Source organism: Kitasatospora sp. NPDC001660 (genome assembly GCF_053596725.1).
In genome coordinates this window covers 302,727-320,155 of sequence record NZ_JBSFGU010000003.1, presented here as the reverse complement: position 1 = coordinate 320,155, position 17,429 = coordinate 302,727, and the positions used below count along the sequence as shown (strand labels likewise).

At 72.6% G+C, this 17,429-nt stretch carries 16 protein-coding genes; 3 read left to right on the top strand and 13 right to left on the bottom strand.

What is annotated here, in order from left to right; all coding sequences use genetic code 11:
• Positions 1-10 precede the first annotated feature (10 nt).
• The 4 genes from ACWCXH_RS05060 to ACWCXH_RS05045 form a co-directional block, all read right to left on the bottom strand.
• Positions 11-595 carry a hypothetical protein gene (locus ACWCXH_RS05060; protein ID WP_449799912.1) on the bottom strand — a complete coding sequence of 195 codons (585 nt, stop codon included), beginning with the start codon at positions 593-595 and terminating at the stop codon, positions 11-13.
• Positions 596-777: 182 nt separating this feature from the next.
• Positions 778-1,182, bottom strand: coding sequence for a hypothetical protein (locus ACWCXH_RS05055; RefSeq protein WP_363649632.1), 405 nt, complete (start codon positions 1,180-1,182; stop codon positions 778-780).
• Between the two features lie 139 nt (positions 1,183-1,321).
• The gene (locus ACWCXH_RS05050) at positions 1,322-1,720 is read right to left on the bottom strand and encodes a roadblock/LC7 domain-containing protein (protein ID WP_449799911.1); all 399 of its coding nucleotides are present in this window, start codon (positions 1,718-1,720) and stop codon (positions 1,322-1,324) included.
• Positions 1,721-1,807: 87 nt separating this feature from the next.
• Positions 1,808-2,932, bottom strand: coding sequence for a MarR family transcriptional regulator (locus ACWCXH_RS05045; protein WP_449799910.1), 1,125 nt, complete (start codon positions 2,930-2,932; stop codon positions 1,808-1,810).
• 239 nt (positions 2,933-3,171) lie between these two features.
• Here ACWCXH_RS05045 and ACWCXH_RS05040 point away from each other — a divergent pair, with 239 nt between their 5' ends.
• A complete protein-coding gene (locus ACWCXH_RS05040) occupies positions 3,172-4,059 on the top strand; it encodes an LLM class flavin-dependent oxidoreductase (protein ID WP_449799909.1) in 888 nt (295 codons plus the stop codon).
• 15 nt (positions 4,060-4,074) lie between these two features.
• Here ACWCXH_RS05040 and ACWCXH_RS05035 read toward each other — a convergent pair whose 3' ends face one another.
• Positions 4,075-4,269 (bottom strand): hypothetical protein, encoded by a 195-nt coding sequence (locus tag ACWCXH_RS05035; RefSeq protein WP_449799908.1) that lies wholly within the window; start codon positions 4,267-4,269, stop codon positions 4,075-4,077.
• Positions 4,270-4,449: 180 nt separating this feature from the next.
• Between ACWCXH_RS05035 and ACWCXH_RS05030 the strand changes: the two genes are divergently transcribed.
• The gene (locus ACWCXH_RS05030; protein WP_449799907.1) at positions 4,450-5,313 is read left to right on the top strand and encodes an HAD family hydrolase; all 864 of its coding nucleotides are present in this window, start codon (positions 4,450-4,452) and stop codon (positions 5,311-5,313) included.
• A gap of 57 nt (positions 5,314-5,370) precedes the next feature.
• Here ACWCXH_RS05030 and ACWCXH_RS05025 read toward each other — a convergent pair whose 3' ends face one another.
• The 4 genes from ACWCXH_RS05025 to ACWCXH_RS05010 form a co-directional block, all read right to left on the bottom strand.
• Positions 5,371-5,787, bottom strand: a complete 417-nt coding sequence (locus tag ACWCXH_RS05025; RefSeq protein ID WP_449799906.1) for a hypothetical protein — start codon at positions 5,785-5,787, stop codon at positions 5,371-5,373.
• 199 nt (positions 5,788-5,986) lie between these two features.
• On the bottom strand, positions 5,987-9,463 hold the full coding sequence (gene cydD / locus ACWCXH_RS05020) for a thiol reductant ABC exporter subunit CydD (RefSeq protein ID WP_449799905.1): 3,477 nt from the start codon (positions 9,461-9,463) through the stop codon (positions 5,987-5,989).
• A 1-nt stretch (position 9,464) separates the two neighbouring features.
• Positions 9,465-10,466 carry a cytochrome d ubiquinol oxidase subunit II gene (gene cydB, locus ACWCXH_RS05015; RefSeq protein ID WP_449799904.1) on the bottom strand — a complete coding sequence of 334 codons (1,002 nt, stop codon included), beginning with the start codon at positions 10,464-10,466 and terminating at the stop codon, positions 9,465-9,467.
• 19 nt (positions 10,467-10,485) lie between these two features.
• Positions 10,486-12,030 (bottom strand): cytochrome ubiquinol oxidase subunit I, encoded by a 1,545-nt coding sequence (locus ACWCXH_RS05010; protein WP_449799903.1) that lies wholly within the window; start codon positions 12,028-12,030, stop codon positions 10,486-10,488.
• A gap of 260 nt (positions 12,031-12,290) precedes the next feature.
• Between ACWCXH_RS05010 and ACWCXH_RS05005 the strand changes: the two genes are divergently transcribed.
• The gene (locus tag ACWCXH_RS05005; RefSeq protein WP_449799902.1) at positions 12,291-13,076 is read left to right on the top strand and encodes a nucleotidyltransferase domain-containing protein; all 786 of its coding nucleotides are present in this window, start codon (positions 12,291-12,293) and stop codon (positions 13,074-13,076) included.
• Positions 13,077-13,122: 46 nt separating this feature from the next.
• On the opposite strand, the gene ACWCXH_RS05000 is transcribed toward ACWCXH_RS05005, so the two are convergent.
• The 4 genes from ACWCXH_RS05000 to ACWCXH_RS04985 all read right to left on the bottom strand — a co-directional run bounded on the left by ACWCXH_RS05000 (position 13,123) and on the right by ACWCXH_RS04985 (position 17,380).
• Positions 13,123-13,251, bottom strand: coding sequence for a hypothetical protein (locus ACWCXH_RS05000; protein ID WP_449799901.1), 129 nt, complete (start codon positions 13,249-13,251; stop codon positions 13,123-13,125).
• 121 nt (positions 13,252-13,372) lie between these two features.
• Positions 13,373-14,893 (bottom strand): sensor histidine kinase, encoded by a 1,521-nt coding sequence (locus ACWCXH_RS04995; RefSeq protein WP_449799900.1) that lies wholly within the window; start codon positions 14,891-14,893, stop codon positions 13,373-13,375.
• Positions 14,894-14,905: 12 nt separating this feature from the next.
• The gene (locus tag ACWCXH_RS04990) at positions 14,906-15,733 is read right to left on the bottom strand and encodes a response regulator transcription factor (RefSeq protein ID WP_449799899.1); all 828 of its coding nucleotides are present in this window, start codon (positions 15,731-15,733) and stop codon (positions 14,906-14,908) included.
• 429 nt (positions 15,734-16,162) lie between these two features.
• The gene (locus ACWCXH_RS04985; RefSeq protein ID WP_449799898.1) at positions 16,163-17,380 is read right to left on the bottom strand and encodes a methyltransferase domain-containing protein; all 1,218 of its coding nucleotides are present in this window, start codon (positions 17,378-17,380) and stop codon (positions 16,163-16,165) included.
• Positions 17,381-17,429 lie beyond the last annotated feature (49 nt).

The window sequence follows — 17,429 nt, the reverse complement described above, 5'->3', positions numbered from 1 at the left end:
GGATGCGACTTCAGGAAACCGCCTGCTCCCACATCTCGGTGACCTTGCCGGAGGCGTCGAGCGTCGCCTTGAAGACGTTGTCCTGGCAGGGGTAGACGCCCTTGTCGCTGCGCGGCGTCGCGATGCACTCGTTGACGTGCTTGGCGAGGGTCTCCGCGTTGGCGTCCATCGGCGGCTTCACCACCGACCGCAGCTGGGCCTTGAAGGTGGGGGCGAACTGCGCGGTCTTGTCGGGCCCGGTCGGTTCGAGGGCGACGTCGTCGACCCCGCAGGCGTCCTTGGTGTCCTTGTAGACCAGGGTGGTCCCGCTGGTGCCCTTCACCGGGATGATCCACTTCTGCCCGGCCGGCAGCGGGTCGGAGGTGCAGAAGCCCTCCGGACCGCCGCCGGTGGCACCGCCGGACGGCTTGCCGGTGGCTTTCCCGGTCGGCGCGGGCTTACCGGTCGGCGAGGCGGCACCCGTGGGCGCGGCGGTGGCGGCCGTGCTGGAGCCGCCGCCGGCCTGGTCGGACGAGTTGTCAGGGCCGCAGGCGGCCAGGCCGAACGCGGCCGTGGCGACCAGGGCGGTGGCGAGCAGCTTCTTGGAGACGGACATGACGACTAACCCCCGTGTGATACATGATCAGGCATTCGTGCGGCGGACAGACTAGCGCCTCCCGGCGTCGGTCCACGCGCTCGGCCAAGCCTCGTCCACCCGTCGCGGTTCGTGCGGGGTGCGACGGGGCGGTGGTGGACCGGCGGGCCGCCCGCCGGTCCACGAGCCTGCCGCGGGGGGCTTCACAGCCGCCCGTGGTCCTTCAGCACCCTCCGGGCCTGGGCGAACAGCATGCCCACGTTCACCGACTTGCGGCAGACGACCACGGCGACGACCTCGTCGGTGCTGTCGACCCGCAGGAAGAGGTGGGCCAGGTTGTCGCTGTTGACGAGGATCTCCTGGAAGTAGTGCCGGTCGCTCACCACACCGCGCCGCTCCTTGAAGATGCCCTCGATCATGACCACGTTGCGGCCCTGGAACAGGTCGAGGGTGGCCGCCGCCAGCATGTCGAGGACCTCCGGGGGGTGCGAGTCGACGGTCTCCACCGACAGGAGCATGCCGGTGGACATGTCGATGACCCCCGCGGCCACGCAGTCCGGCACCTCGGCACGCAGCCCCTTGACCAGGCTCGCAACCCGTTCGGTCATGCTCTGAGAGCCGTGGACTTCTGGCACGCTCATCCTTCTCCTTCTTCAGTGTCGTCCCTGTGCTGGGCCGGTACCGGGCCCAGCCCGTACGGACATCGGCCGCGTTCCTTCGAGCCGATGCCTTCGACTCGCGCCCGGGTCAGTCGCCCGGATCCGCCGTGCTTCCCGAGGTGAGCAGGGTGCCGATCCGCTCCGCGGACACCTGCGCCTCGATGTGAAGCCGTTTCACATCCATGCCGGAGTCGCCGAGGACCCCGATCAGTGCCATCTCGCCGATCGCCTGGGCGACCAGGTAGCCGTCGGTGAACCGCGTCACGGTGTGGTGGAGCACGCCCTTGCTCGTGACGCTGCCGACACGGCGGGCGATGCTGAGGGCCGCCGCGGTGAGAGCGGCCAGGCCCTCCGCACTCGCGGTCTCGTCGGTCTCGGCCGTGATCAGCAGGCCGTCGGCCGAAGCCACCACGATGTCGGTGACGCCGATGACCCGGTCGCGTAGCACCTGCATCTCGGCAACCAGCTGGTCGTCCCTGGTAGTCACAGTTCTCCTGTCACGTGCGCCTTGACATCGACCCGAGCCGCATTGCTCGAACCGGCTCCCACCTGCGCCGGAAGCGAGGTGGGGCTCTCATGAGTGCCCCTCGGCGGCCCGGTACTTCGCGACGAGCGCGGGCGGAGGCCGCCAGCGACCGGCCACCGGCCGCAGCGGAAGAACCTCGTTGATGCCGCTCGCGCCCGGTCGGCGGCGGGGCAGTTGGACCGCGCCGCCGACCGGGCAGGCGGCGGCTTCCGTCGTCGCCGGCGTCCGGTCGCCCGTCGGCACCGGCGGCCGGCCCGGGCCGTTCTCGGACAGGAACACCGCCTCGACGATGCCTTCGCCCAGCATGCGCAGGACTTCCACGGTGATGGCGTAGAGGCTTCGCCCGAGCAGGAAGGCGATGTCCCGCGACGTGTTCCGGCTGTTGGCCCGTAACAGGATCTCCCGCCGCTCACCGGCGACCGAACCGCTCAGCAGTGCGGTGCCGGCGTTCTTCCGGGCCAGCCGGTCATGGAAAGGGGAGATCGAAAGTCCCAGTGAATTGAGCGCCCTGATTCTCCGCTCGGCCTCTCGAAGCAACCATTCCGCTTCGATTCCCTCCGGTGCGGCCGGCCGGTGAACCGGGACGTCTCGGTCGATGGTGAATCCGTCGATACGGCCGATTCCCATGGCCAGGGCCGCGTCCAGCGCCGCCATCACACGGATCAGCTGCAACTCCGCGGCGCCGACCGGTTCCGGGGCGGCCGGCCGGGCTCCCGCACCGCTCCCGGCCGCCCCGGACCGGACCGCCTGCGCCCGGTCCCCACCGGCCCGGCCCGAGCGCAGGAGGAGCGTGTCGACACCGGGGGCGCCGGGTGAGGCCACCTCGACGATGGCACCGCGCTGGAGGTGGAAGGAGCCGCCCGGATCCCCGGCGACGAGGAGGGTCCCGGAGAACCGGTCGCGAGAGGCACCGGTCAGCATCCGGGCGAACTCCTGACTCGCGCTGCCCGGTCGAGTGGTCGCGAGCTGCGACAGCACCACCGCGGAACCGATCTCATTCACGTCCGACCCCCTGTTCGCGCAGCGGCTGAGCGGAAATGGGCCCGAGTGCATCGGTGTCGGATATCCCCCGGCACATCGGTGTGACAATTCCTGGCATGCCCCTGCAATCAGCCGCGTTCCGCCTGAACATCCGCCGCCGGCATCCACGAAGGTCCGGCTCGGGAATCGCACTGTAGTCGAGCCGACCGAATGCACAATCGAGGTGACTCGAATTGTCTGCACCTGAACGCCGACTGGCGAATGTGCGCATGCCGGGGCCGCACATACTTCAGAATTGTTTGTTTCTGTCTGTCTGCCGGGCCGGACGGGTCTCGCGCTGCCGCGACCCGCGGGAACCTCCGGCGGTCGAGTGCCGCTGCCGCAGCCGATCGACGCCCCGCCGGCCGGACCGTACGCGTAGGGTCGAGGCCATGCGACTGAGCACCGTGATCCTCCCCATCCACCGGTGGGGAGAGGGGCAGAAGATCTGGCGGCGGGCCGAGGAACTCGGGTTCCACGCCGCGTACACGTACGACCACCTGTCCTGGCGGTCGTTCCGGGACGAGCCGTGGTTCGGGTCCGTCCCGACCCTGACCGCGGCCGCGACGGCCACCGAGCGCCTGCGCCTCGGCACGCTCGTCACCTCGCCGAACTTCCGGCACCCGGTGACGCTGGCGAAGGAACTGGTCACGCTGGACGACGTGTCCGGCGGGCGGCTGACGCTGGGCATCGGCGCCGGCGGGGTCGGGTTCGACGCGACCGCGATGGGCCAGGAGGCGTGGTCGCCGAAGGAGCGGGCCGACCGCTTCGGCGAGTTCCTGCCGCTGCTGGACAAGCTGCTGCGCCAGGACGCCACGACCGAGACCGGCACGTACTACTCGGCCGTCGAGGCGCGGAACGTCCCCGGCTGCGTGCAGACCCCGCGCGTCCCCTTCTACGTGGCGGCGACCGGCCCGCGCGGGCTGAGGCTGGCCGCCGAGCACGGGCAGGGCTGGGTCACCTACGGCGACCCGCGCGGCCCGGCGGACGTGCCGGTGGAGCAGGCGCCCGAAGTGATCGCCCGGCAGCTCGCGAAGCTCACCGCGGCCTGCGAGGCCACCGGCCGGGACGTCGCGACGCTGGAGAAGGTGCTGCTCCAGGGCTCGACGGCGGAGAAGCCGCTGGAGTCGGTGGGCGCCTTCGTCGACTGGGCCGGGACGTACAAGGAGCTGGGCATCACCGAGCTGGTGATCCACTGGCCGGTGCCGGACTCGGTCTTCGAGAGCGACCTCGCGGTCTTCGAGGAGATCGCCGCCGAGGGCCTCGCCCAGCTCGGCTGAGGTCAGGGGCCGGAATCACGGGTGCGGACGGGTGCGCTGGGCGGGGAGCTTCGGCTGCGGCGCGGCGGGCCCGTCCGGGGCTCCCCGGCGGGCGATCTCGGCGAGGGCGTGGAACAGCACGTCGCCGAGGAGGACGGGCTCGCGCGGGGCGGCGCGGGCGGCGGGAGGGACGGTCGGGAGAGGCTCGTCGCGAAGCTGGCGAGTGGGCATGGCTCTTCCTGCCGACGGGGTGGCCGTCTGGTCGGCCATGGCGGGTCCTGCCCGGAGGGCGGACGCCGGACACCCACGCCCCGGGCGAATCGGCCGGAAACGGCGCTTCGGGGGCCGAAAGAAGGGCGACGGGGGTCGAAGGACGGGCCGCACGGGCCCGGAGCCCGCAGACGGGCGGGGATGGGCGAAGATGGACCGGTGACCGAACCCCGAACCCCCCGCCTGATCGCCACCGACCTGGACGGCACCCTGCTGTGCAGCGGCGGCACCGTCACCGACCGCACCGCCGCCACCCTCGCCGCGGCCGAGGCGGCCGGGGTGCAGGTGGTGTTCGTCACCGGGCGCCCGCCGCGCTGGATGCAGCAGGTCAGCCCGCACATCGGCGGGCACGGGGTGGCGATCTGCTCCAACGGCGGCGCGATCGTCGACGTGCGGCGCGGCGAACTGCTGGAGGCCTTCCCGCTGCCGGAGGAGACCGCGCTGTCCGTGGTCGAGATCCTGCGCGCCAAGCTGCCCGGCACCTCGTTCGCCTTCGAGCACCCGGCCGGGTTCGCCCGCGAGCCCGGGTACGAGGTGCCGATGTGGGGCGAGCACGTGGACCACCCGATCGGCCCGGCGGAGCGGCTGCTGGGGACCGACGGGCCGGTGCGCGGCCTGTTCAAGCTGCTGGCCAAGCACCCGGACCTCGACCCGGACAAGCTGCTGGGCGAGGCCCGCGAGGCGGCCGGGCACCTGGCCGAGATCACCCGCTCCGCGCCGATCCCGCTGCTGGAGATCAGCGCGCCCGGCGTCACCAAGGCCAGCACGCTGGCCCGCTGGTGCGCCGAGCACGGCATCGACCGCAGCGAGGTGGTCGCCTTCGGCGACATGCCGAACGACCTGGAGATGCTGGCCTGGGCCGGCACCGCGTACGCCGTCGCCAACGCGCACCCGCAGGTGCTGGCGTCGGTGCCGCTGCACACCGTGAGCAACGAGCAGGACGGCGTCGCGGCGGTGCTCGAACGGATCCTGGAACTGCCTCGGCCGAAGCTGCCGTTGACGTAGTCCGAGGTGCGCCGGTCGCGCGGGCTGCCGAGGGCCTGCCCGGTCGGCCCGCGCCGCTCAGCGGCCGTCGGGGCGTCTCGACGGCACGGCCCGCTCCGGGAGTTCGGGCGCGGGCTGCCCGGCGAGCAGCGCGACGAAGCGGCGGAACGCGTTCTGGCAGGTGGCGTACCGCTCGTACGCCCGGCTCGAGCGCACCTCGGGGAGGTTGCGGGAGCCGGGGACGACCCAGATCCAGCCGATGCCGTCCCGGACGTGGCTGATGCGCGCGGTCAACTCCCCGGCACCGGCACGCAGCCCGTCGAAGCCGCGCTCGGCCTCGTCGGCCGTCTCGAACGCGGCCGGGGTGACGGCGACCACCCGCCCGTTCGGCGCCTTGAGTTGCCAGCGGTAGCGCCCGTCCGGCGCCCGCTCGGCGCGGAACCCCCCTCGACTCGGTGTTCCTGTTGCGGCGTGACCGCGGCTCGACGCGTCCACTGCTCCCCCCGTCCGGTTCCCCTCCGGGACGGGAGCAAAGCTATGTGTGCACACGGACACGCCGGAAGGGGCGGACGTACACAACGTGCCGTGTTGGCCAAGAAGTTCTCCCTCGTTCAGCTTTCACCGGTCCACCACCGGCTCGTACGGTCTTCATCCGAAGGATGGCGCGGCTGAGGGCGGTGCTCGCGGCAACCGGCTACCGGGCCGCCACCAGCCCGTCCGCCTCCTTCTCCCGCCGCCACATCGCGTGCAGCCGCCCGTCCCCGTCCGCGAGCAGCTCCGACCAGCGGCCCCGCTCGGCCACGCGGCCGCCGTCCAGCACGAGCACCTCGTCGACCGTGTCGTCGTCCAGCCCGGCCAGCCGATGGGTGATCAGGACGGTGGTGCGGCCCGCGGTGGCGGCGAGCAGGTCGGCGGTGAGCGCGTCGGCGGTGGGCAGGTCGAGGTGTTCGGCGGGCTCGTCGAGGACGAGCACCGGGAAGTCGGCGAGCAGCGCCCGGGCGAGCGCGAGGCGCTGGCGCTGGCCGCCGGAGAGGCGGGCGCCGTGCTCGCCGACCATGGTGTCGAGGCCGTCCGGGAGGCCGTCCGTCCAGTCGAGCAGGCGGGCGGCGGCCAGGGCGGCGCGCAGTTCGTCCTCGCTCGCGCCCGGCCGGGCGAGGCGCAGGTTCTCCCGGAGCGAGCTGTCGAAGACGTGGGCGTCCTGCGCGCAGAGGCCGATCACCCGGCGGACGTCGTCCCCGGCGAGCGCCCGGCTGTCCACAGCCTGTGGACGGCCGGCGGCGAAGGTGACGCCGCCCGCGCTCGGTTCCAGGAAGCGCAGCAGCGCCTGGGCGAGCGTGGTCTTGCCGGAGCCGGACGGGCCGACGACGGCGATCCGGCGCCCGGGGGCGAGGTCGAGGTCCACCCCGGTCAGCGCGTTCGCGGCCTGCCCGGGGTACCGGACGGCCAGGCCGCGCACCGCGACCGGCAGCGGCTGCTCGGGCAGCGCCGCCGGCTCCGCGGGCTCGACGACCGGGGGCTCGGCCTCCAGCACCTCGTGCAGCCGGGCCAGCGCGGCCCGGCCGCGCTGGCGGGCCTGGACGGCGAGCGGCATCCCGGTGACGGCCTCGAACGCGGCCAGCGGGGTGAGCACGACCACGGCCAGGCAGACCGGCGCCAGCGCCCCGCCGCGCACCCCTTGGAGGCCGACGGCCGCCGCTCCCGCCACCGTCAGCCCGGCGAGCAGCGTGATCAGCCCGGTGCCGAGCGCCGTGGTGGCGGCCGAGCGGGCGGCCAGCCGGGTCAGCGCGGCGTCGGCGGCGCGGACGGCGGCGAGCCGGCCGGGCAGCGCGCCCGCGACGGTGAGCTCGGCGGTGCCGGAGAAGGCGTCGACGACGGCGGTGGTGAGCCGCCCGCGCGCCGGGGCCTGCCGCCGCTCGGCACCGGCCGACCAGCGGGCGGCCAGCGCGGGCACGACCGCGCCCGCGAGCAGCAGGCCGACGCCGAGCACGACGCCGGCGGCGGGCAGGAAGGCGCCCATCGCGACGGCCGCGGCGAGCGACACGACGGCGGCGACGGCGGCGGGCAGCCGCCAGCGCAGGTAGTGGTCCTGGATCGCGTCGACGTCGGCGACCAGCCGGGAGAGCAGGTCGCCGCGCCGGAACGCGGGCAGCCCGGCCGGGGCGAGCGCGGTGAGCCGGCGGTGGACGGCGGCGCGCAGGGTGCCGAGGGTGCGCAGCACGGCGTCGTGCGAGACCAGCCGTTCGGCGTACCGGAAGACGCTGCGGCCGATGCCGAACGCGCGGACGGAGGTGACGGCCATCATCAGGTAGAGCACCGGCGGCATCTCGGAGGCGTACGAGATGAGGTAGCCCGAGGTGGCCATGAGGGCGACGGCGCAGCCGAGGGCGAGCGCGCCGAGCAGGATCGACAGCGCGAGCCTGGGCGCGGTGGCGTCCGCCGCGGGCTCGTCCTCGACCACGGTCGCGGCGACGGGCCGCCCGCTGTGGGCCAGGGGCTCGACGGCGGCGGCCACCGGAACGGGGGCACCTTCCAGCCGCACCCGCTCGTCCGCGACGGCCAGCAGCGCGGGCCGGTGGGCGACCACCAGCACCGTCCGCGCCGGGTCCTCGGCGAGTGCCCGGACGGCATCGACGACGGCGGCCTCGGAGGCACCGTCCAGGTTGGCGGTCGGCTCGTCGAGCAGCACCAGCGGGCGGTCGTCGGCGAGCAGCACCCGGGCGAGCGCGATCCGCTGGCGCTGTCCGGCGGAGAGCCCGGCGCCGTCCTCGCCGAGCACGGCGTCCAGGGCCGTCACGAAGTCGAGCGCGTGCGCGGACCGCAGCGCCGTCCACAGCTCGTCGTCGCTCGCCTCCGGCCGGTGGAGCCGCAGGTTCTCGGCGACCGTCCCGGCGAACAGGTGCGGGTGCTGCGGCACCCAGGCGATCTGCCGCCGCCAGGTGTCCGGGTCCAGCTCGGCCAGGTCGTACGTCCGCCCGTCCGCGGCGGTGATCCGGACGGTGCCGGCGGCCGGCGCGGTGAGGCCGAGCAGGACGGACAGCAGGGTGGACTTGCCGGCCCCGCTCGGTCCGGTGAGGGCGACGGTGGCGCCCGGACGGAGCGTCAGCGCGGCGCCGTCCAGGGCGGGCTCCGTCCGCCCGGGGTGCCGGACGACCAGGCCGTCCAGCTCCACGACGGCCCCCGCGAGCGCGGGCGCCTCGACGACCCCGGCAGCGGGCAGCGGGGTCTCCAATACCTCGAAGATCTCGTCCGCCGCCGTCAGCCCCTCCACGCTGGAGTGGTAGAGCGCGCCGACCTGGCGGATCGGGACGTACACCTCGGGGGCGAGGATGAGGATCAGCAGCCCGGTCTCCAGGTCGAGCGTGCCGTCCACCAGCCGGAAGCCGATGGAGACCGCGACCAGCGCGACCGACAGCGTGGAGAGCAGTTCCAGCGCGAACGAGGAGACGAAGGCGATCCGCAGCGTGCGCAGGGTGGCCCGGCGGTAGTCGGCGGTGATCCGGGCGATCGTGGCGGCCTGGGCCCGGGCCCGGTTGAACACCTTGAGGGTGGGCAGGCCGGCCACCACGTCGAGGAAGTGGTGCGAGAGCCGGGCGAGGGTGTCCCACTGCCGGTCCATCCGGGACTGGGTGGCCATCCCGATCAGCACCATGAACAGCGGGATCAGCGGCAGCGTCGCGGCGATGATCGCGGCCGAGGTGAAGTCGGCCCCGGCGATCCGCAGCAGCACGATCACCGGCACGGCCACGGCGAGCGCCAACTGCGGGAGGTAGCGGGCGAAGTAGTCGTCGAGCGCGTCGATGCCGCGGGTGGCGAGGGTGGTGAGCTCGCCGGTGCGCCGGCCCGCCAGGTAGGCCGGGCCGAGCGCGGTGGCGTGGTCGAGCAGCCGGCGCCGCAGGGTGGACTTCACCCGGGCGACGGACCGGTGCGCGGTGAGTTCGGTGAGCCAGCCGACCAGCCCGCGCCCGACCGCGGTCAGGGCCAGCAGCACCAGCGGGGTGGCGAGTTCGCCGGGGGTCGCCTGCCGCTGGAAGCCGCAGACGACGATCTCGGCGAGCAGGCTCGCCTGGGCCACCACCAGGACCGCGCCCGCCCCGCCGAGGAGCACGGATCCGGCGAGGAAGGCACGGGTGGTGCGGGCGTACCCGAGGAGCCGGGGGTCGACCGGGCGCACGTCAGTGACCGGCCGGGATGTGCTGGACGCCGATGCGCTTGCGGAACACCCAGTACGTCCAGCCCTGGTAGAGCAGCACGAGCGGGGTGAACACGGCCGCGACGATGGTCATCAGCTTCAGCGTGTACGGCGACGACGCCGCGTTGGTGACGGTCAGGCTCCACTCGGGGTGCAGCGTCGACGGCATGACGTTCGGGAAGAGCGCCAGGAAGAGCATCGCCACCGCGGCCACGATGGTCACTCCGGAGAGGACGAACGCCCATCCCTCGCGGCCGAGTTGGTTGGCGACCAGGGCGGCGACGAGGGCCGCCACGGCGACGAGCAGCGCGACCAGGCTCCGGCCGTTGCCGCTGTCGGCCTGCGTCCAGATCAGGAAGGCCGCCGCGAGCGCGGCCGTCACCACGCCGGCCCGGAGCGCGGCGACGCGTGCCCGCTCCCGGATCCCGCCGGCCGTCTTGAGCGCCGCGAACACCGCGCCGTGGAAGGTGAACAGGCTGAGCGTCACCAGGCCGCCGAGGAGCGCGTAGGGGCTCAGCAGGTCCCAGAAGGTGCCGGCGTAGTTCTTCTGCGCGTCGATGGCCACGCCGCGCACGATGTTGGCGAAGGCCACGCCCCACAGGAAGGCCGGGATCAGCGAGGTCCAGAAGATGGCCCCCTCCCAGTTCCGCTGCCAGCGTTCGCCGTCGCGCTTGGCCCGGTACTCGAAGGCCACGCCGCGCACGATCAGGCAGACCAGGATGGCCAGCAGCGGGATGTAGAAGCCGCTGAACAGCGTCGCGTACCAGTCGGGGAAGGCCGCGAAGGTCGCGCCGCCGGCGGTCAGCAGCCAGACCTCGTTGCCGTCCCAGACCGGGCCGATCGTGTTGATCAGCACCCGCCGCTCGGCGGTGTTGCGGGCGAGCGCCTTGGTGAGCACGCCGATCCCGAAGTCGAAGCCCTCCAGGAAGAAGTAGCCGATCCACAGGACCGCTATCAGGACGAACCAGACGTCGTGGAGTTGCATGTCAGATCCCCTGTGGTGCTCAGTAGGCGAACGCGAGCGGCTTGTCGGCGTCCTCGTCCGGGGACGGGCCGCGCAGGGACGGGTCCTTGGCCGGCGGCCGCTCGCTCACCACCGGGCCGGCCTTGGCGTACGTGACCAGCAGCCGGACCTCGATGACGGCGAGGACCGCGTACAGCAGGGTGAAGGTGACGAGGGCCCCGATCTGGGTGCCGACGCCCACGCTGGGGGAGACGGCACTGGCCGTGGTCATCAGGCCGAAGACGGCCCAGGGCTGGCGGCCCATCTCGGTGAAGATCCAGCCGAAGCTGTTGGCGATCAGCGGGAAGCCCATGGTCAGGATGCCGATCCTCCAGCTCCACTTGGTGAGCAGCGGGCTCAGCTCGCGCTTCGGGGTGAGCATCAGCCGCGGGACCTCGGTGTCGCCGGTGCGGAACCCGGGGTGCAGGAAGAGCTTCTTCCGGGTGGTCCAGAGCCCGATCAGGCCGGCCACGAAGGAGGTCATCCCGAAGCCGATCATGAGGCGGAAGCCCCAGAAGGTCATGAAGATGCTCGGGATGTAGTCCTTCGGATCGCCGCCGTACTTGGCGGCCTCGGCCGCGGCGGTGTCGTTGATGCCGGGCACGGAGGAGCTGAAGTCGCTGTGGGCGAGGAAGGAGAGTATCCCGGGGATCTCCAGCTCGACCGAGTTGTGGCCCTTGCTGACGTCACCGATCGCGAAGACCGAGAACGGCGCCGGCGACCGGGTGTCCCACAGGGCCTCGGCGGCGGCCATCTTCATCGGCTGCTGCTCGAACATCACCTTGCCCAGCGAGTCGCCGCTGATCGCGGTGCCCAGGCCGAAGACCACGGCCAGCACCAGGCCGAGCCGCAGCGAGGTGCGCATCACGGCGGTCCGCTTCGGATCGGCGGTCTCCGGGCGGCGCTTGGCCTTCCACAGGTGGAAGGAGGCGATGCCGACCATGAAGGCCGCGCCGGTGAGGAAGGCGGCGGTCAGGGTGTGCGCGACGACGGTGAGGGTGGTGTTCTGGAACAGCACCTTGGTGATGTCGGTGAGCTGCGCCTTGCCGGTGGCCGGGTCGATCGCGTAGCCGACCGGGTGCTGCATCCAGGAGTTGGCGGCGAGGATGAAGTAGGCGGAGAGCACGGTGCCGAGGGCGACCATCCACATGCAGGCGCAGTGGATCTTCTTCGGCAGCTTGTCCCAGCCGAAGATCCACAGGCCGATGAAGGTGGACTCGAAGAAGAAGGCGATCAGCGCTTCCATCGCGAGCGGGGCCCCGAAGACATCACCCACGAACCGGGAGTAGTCCGACCAGTTCATGCCGAACTGGAACTCCTGGACGATGCCGGTGACCACGCCCATCGCGATGTTGATCAGGAAGAGCTTCCCCCAGAACTTCGTGGCGTGGAAGTACTTCTCCTTGTTCGTCCGCACCCAGGCGGTCTCCAGCCCGGCCACGACGGCGGCCAGGCTGATGGTGAGCGGGACGAAGAGGAAGTGGTAGACGGTGGTGATGCCGAATTGCCATCGTGCGATGGTCTCGTGAGCGATTGCCAGTTCCACGTCGCCCTCTCTCCAACCCGCCCCTTCGAAGCGCGCTCCGGACAGGATTCACCTGCCGCCGGAGACCGCCGCAACGAACGCGGGCTTGTCCGCTTGTGAACGTGAACACGTTCACAAGCACAGTATCCACCATGCTTACGGCGGAACCGCAGGTGGGGTGGGGGTTGACAGGAGTGGACCGGCGATCCCGGGCCGGGACCGCTCCGAGCACCATCGGAATTCCCTGTGCCGGAGGTTCCCCCCGTGCCAGACTCGTCCGCATGCGGGAGATCATCGCGGCGATGGCCGAGCGGCTGGTGGGCGTGCCGGGTGTCGTCGGGGTGGCCCTCGGCGGGAGCCGGGCCCGCGGCGAACACCGGCCCGAGTCCGACTGGGACCTCGGCGTCTACTACCGCGGGCCGCTCGACCTCGCCGCGCTGCGGTCCCTGGCCGGCCCGGACGTCGAGGTCGCCGGGCCGGGCGACTGGGGCCCCTGGGTCAACGGCGGCGCGTGGCTCACCGTGGACGGCGTCGCGGTCGACTGGATCCTGCGCGACCTCGACCGCGTCGAGCGGGTCTGGGTCGACTGCCGGGAAGGCCGGTACGAGGTGGGCGTCCAGGCCGGGCACCCGCTCGGCTTCTGGTCGCCCTGCTACGCGGGGGAGTTGGCGCTCGGCCGGATCCTCGCCGACCCTTCCGGCGAACTCTCCGGCCTGCAGGCCGAGTTGGCGGCCTACCCCGAGCCGCTGCGGACGGCGCTCGTGGGGAGCGTGTGGGAGGCCGAGTTCCTCGTCGGCGGAGCCGCCAAGGGCGCCGCCCGGGCCGACGTCCTGTACGTCTCGCTCTGCCTGTCCCGCGCCGTCGGCATCCTGGTCCAGGCCCTGCACGCCGACGCCCGGCGCTGGTGCCTCAACGAGAAGGGCGCCCTCGCCGCCACCCCGCCCTGGTTCGCCGCCCGCGCCACCGCTCTCCTCACGGAGGTCGGCGCCGGCCCGAAGGCCCTGACCGAGAGCGTCATCGCGGCCCGCGCCCTGGTCGCCGACACGGTCGCCGCCCTCAGGCAGTAGCGCCGGACTCCCGTGCCCAACCGGCGGGTTCGCCCGGCGGCCGGCCCTATGGCCGGCCGAGGAGCTGGGCGCCCGGGGTGGAGGCGGCGCGGGCGGTGAAGAAGGCGGTGAAGCCGCGTAGGAACTCGTCGAGCGTGACCCGGCCGTCCCCGTCGGTGTCCAACTGGATGCTCATTGAGACACCTCTTTCCCGTCCAGTCTGATCAGCCTGCGCGGGACCGCACAAGCAACGGCTGAACGCTCGCACAGGACCGAGGAGCCGATCGGGTGATCGGCTCGTATTCACCCGATCGAGCTCAGGAGGCTGCGGTCGTGGGGAGTTCGACGCGGAAGGTGGCGCCGGCGCCGGGGGCGGTTTCGAGGGTGAGGGTGCCGCCGTGGGCGCGGGTGAGGGCGGTGGCGATGGCGAGGCCGAGGCCGGCGCCGCCGCCGTCGTGGCGGCTGCGGGAGGCGTCGACGCGGTAGAAGCGGTCGAAGACCTGGATGGCCTGCTCCTCGGTGAGGCCGGGGCCGGCGTCGGCGACCTCCAGGAGGCAGACGCCGTCCGGTCCGCCGCCGACGCCTATCCGGACGGGGGTGCCGGGCGGGGTGTGCTTGACGGCGTTGCCGACCAGGTTGGTGACGACCTGGCGCAGCCTCGCCTCGTCGCCGAGGACGGGCGCCGCTGCGGGGGCGCCCGTGCCGGCCGGGCCGGTGAGGGCTACCGGGCGGGTCGGGTCGAGGGCGGTGAGGTCGTGCAGGGCGTCGGCTGCGAGGGTGCGCAGGTCCATCGGGGCGAGGTCGAGCGGGCGCTCCTCGTCGAGCCGGGCGAGCACCAGCAGGTCCTCGACGAGGGCGCCCATCCGCACGGCCTCGCTCTCGATCCGGGTCATGGTCCGGCGGACGTCCTCCTCGGTGGGCAGCGCGCCCATCCGGTACAGCTCGGTGAAGCCGCGGATGCCGGCCAGCGGGGTGCGGAGCTCGTGCGAGGCGTCGGCGATGAACCGCCGCATCCGGGCCTCGGATTCGGCGCGCGCGGCGAACGCGGCCTCGATCTGGGTGAGCATCCCGTTGAGCGCGATGGACAGCCGTCCGACCTCGGTGCGCGGCGAGGGTCCGGGCATCCGGTGGGAGAGTTCGCCGGCGGCGATCCGGGCGGCGCCGGCCTCGATGCGGCGCAGCGGCCGCAGTCCGGTGCGGACGGCGAAGAAGCCGAGGGCGGCGATGAGGACGATGACGGCGCCGCCGATGGCGAGGAAGGAGGTGCGGAGCTTGCCGATGGTCGCGTCGATGTCCTCGCGGGAGACGGCCACCATCAGGTAGGTGGGGGTGGCGAGCGGCGAGGCGTAGGCGCTGGTGCCCGCCCCGGCGGCGGGCGTCTTGGCCGACTGGAGCGGCAGGACGAGCACCCGCCAGGAGCGGTGGCCGCGCTGGTCGGGCAGGTCGAAGGGGACGTCGGGGGCGGTGGCGGCCGGGTCGAGGCCGGCGAGCTGGGGCGCCGGGTCGCTGTCGGAGACGGGCTGGCGCAGGACGCCCTGCACCTTGCCGTCGGAGGTGAGGTACTGCACCAGGTACTGGCTGGGCAGCATGGACTGCCCGCGCCGCCCGGGGACGACGGGCCGCCCTCCGGCGTCGGGCGGGCTGAGCTTGCCCGGCGGCCGGTGGGACAGCGGCAGCCCGAAGCGCTGGAGCTGCTGGTCGATCTGCTCGACGAGCTGCACCCGGACGGTGCCGAGCACGATGGTGTCGCTGACCACGAGCCCGGTGGTGACGAGGGCGAGCGCGAGCACGAGCAGCCGGGCGCGCAGCGAGAGTCGGGAGGTGAAGCCGGTGAACACGGGCGGGGCGGGTCAGCTCTGCGGGGGACGGCGCAGCGCGTAGCCGATGCCGCGCACCGTGTGGATCAGCTTGGGGCCGTGGGCGGGGCCGGAGTCGAGCTTGCGGCGCAGGTAGGAGATGTAGGACTCGACGATGGAGAGGTCGCCGCCGAAGTCGTAGGCCCACACGTGGTCGAGGATCTGGGCCTTGGAGACGACCCGGCCGACGTTGGCCATCAGGTAGTGCAGCAGCTTGAACTCGGTCGGGGAGAGCGAGACCGGGACGCCGCCGCGGGTGACCTCGTGGGCGACGGGGTCGAGGCTGAGGTCGGCGACGATCAGCCGGCCGTCCTCGGCGGGGCCGCCGGCCCGGCGCAGGATGGCGCGGATCCGGGCGATCAGCTCTTCGAGGCTGAACGGCTTGGTGACGTAGTCGTCGCCGCCCGCGGCGAGGCCCTGGACCTTGTCGCCCACGCCGTCCTTGGCGGTGAGGAAGAGCACCGGGAGGTGGTCGCCGGGGTGGCCGTGGGCGGGGCCGGCGATCTGGCCGCGGCTGGTCTGCTCGCGCAGCTTCTCGACGACGGTGAAGCCGTCGAGGTCGGGGAGCATGACGTCGAGGACCACGAGGTCGGGGCGCTCGTCGGCGATGAGGCGCAGGGCCTCGGTGCCGGTCGCGGCGGAGGCGACCCGGAAGCCGGAGAACCGCAGGGAGGCGGCGAGCAGCTCGCGGATGTTGGGCTCGTCGTCGACGACGAGGAGGAAGGCCTCGCCCGGCCCGCCGGCCACCGCGGAGCCGCCAGGTGTGGTCACAGTGCCTTGCACGGGGGTTTCGCCTCCCGGTCGGACGATGGCGTTCAGCATGAGGCTAGCCCCCGGAGGCTATGCGGCATGGATGAATGTTGGATTAACACCTTATCGGTCGGTTTTTGGCCGACGGGCCCACAGGGGAGGGCTGGGTGGTGTGCGTACTGGCCGGTAGGCCAAGCTGGTGGCCGCCGGCCGGACTGCCGGGTGATCGCGTTTCCCTGGCCGAAGACGTCGATCACCCTGTAGCGCCGACCAGTATCCAGCGCGGCACCCGCTACTGACCGGCGGCCCCTTTGCGAGGAGCAAAGGGGCCGCCGGAACCGCTCGCCTTGCGCCTGCGACGAGGGGTGCGAACCGCATGGCCTTTACGTCCTCGTCGGGGTGGCGTCGCCTCGCGCGGGCGAACGCGAGGCGGCGCGGAGGAAGGGCGGGTGGCGCAGAAAGTCGGCTCGACCGACTTCCTGCGTTCTGATCTGAGGGGACTCAGATGCTCCATCGACTCGAAGAGCCGTCCGGGGCGGTGTAGCCGACGAGCAGGCCATCCGGCCCCGCCTCAATGGTGAACCACTCGCGGCGGGGCCGGTTTTGGTCGAGCCAGGTCCGGTACGCGACCTCGACGGACTGCCAGAGATCCCGAGGGCCGCTGACGAGGACGGTGTGGTCCTGCACGCGGGCGACCGAGCCGTCCGCCGGGTCGTGGAGGGTGCCGCCGTACCGGACGACCGTGGGGCCGAGGTGGAGGCCCGCCAAGAAGGAGAACCCGTAGTCGTCCAGGACGCGGGAACTGATCTTCGTCGTCCGCCCGCCGGCTCCCGGTTCGGGAGCCGGCGGGCTGGGCTCGTCGTCGGAGCGCAGTGGCATGAAGGCCGCCGGCCGGTGGAGGAAGCGGCCGGCCGCGCGCCCGGCCGGCAACTTGGTCAGCCGGGCCACGGCGCCTCCGCCCAGGGGATCACCGATCGGGGCGACGATGAGGCCGCCCGGCGCGCACTGGTCGAGCCATCCCTGGGGGATACGACGGACGGAACACGTGGCGATGATCCGGTCGTACGGCGCTCCGTCCGGGCATCCAACCGCCCCATCCGCCCGCACGACGCTCGGTTCGAACCCGGCCTCGCACAGCCGGTTGCGGGCGGCCGATACGAGGTGCTCAGTGCGGTCGACCGTGGTGACGTGAGCCGCGCCGGCGAGGTGGCACAGCAGAGCTGCGTTGTAGCCCGTCCCGGTCCCGATCTCCAGCACCCGGTCCCCGGAGTGGACGTCCAGCGCGTCGAGCATGTCGGCCATCAGGCTCGGCAGCGTGGAGGAGGAGGTTGCCACCCCGCTCCGCCCGTCCGGTCCGGCATCCTCCGCGTGCACGCCGTCGACCTCGGTCACCAGGACCCGGTCTGCGTACACCTCGCGCAACCAGGCGCTGTCCGCGCCCCTCCAAGGGAAGTGGACACCACCGTCCTCCCGATAGAACACGGGCACGAATGGGTGCCGTGGAACATTGAGGAACGCCTCGACCACCCGCGAACCCAACACCGTACTGACCCGCTCGATCTCCGAGGCCAAGTCGATGCGCGCCCGCAAGAGTTGCGCATCGCTGTAGAGCGCAGTGGTCATATCGGGTCGCCCCCTTCCAGATAGTCGCAGATGGCAGCCGTGATCGGCAGCCCGGCGGCCCGCTCGATGCTCGCGAAGCGGTGACTGCAGGTTCAAGGCTTGGCAGTTGAGAAAACAGGAAACCGGTCTGAGGTCACCAGATCAG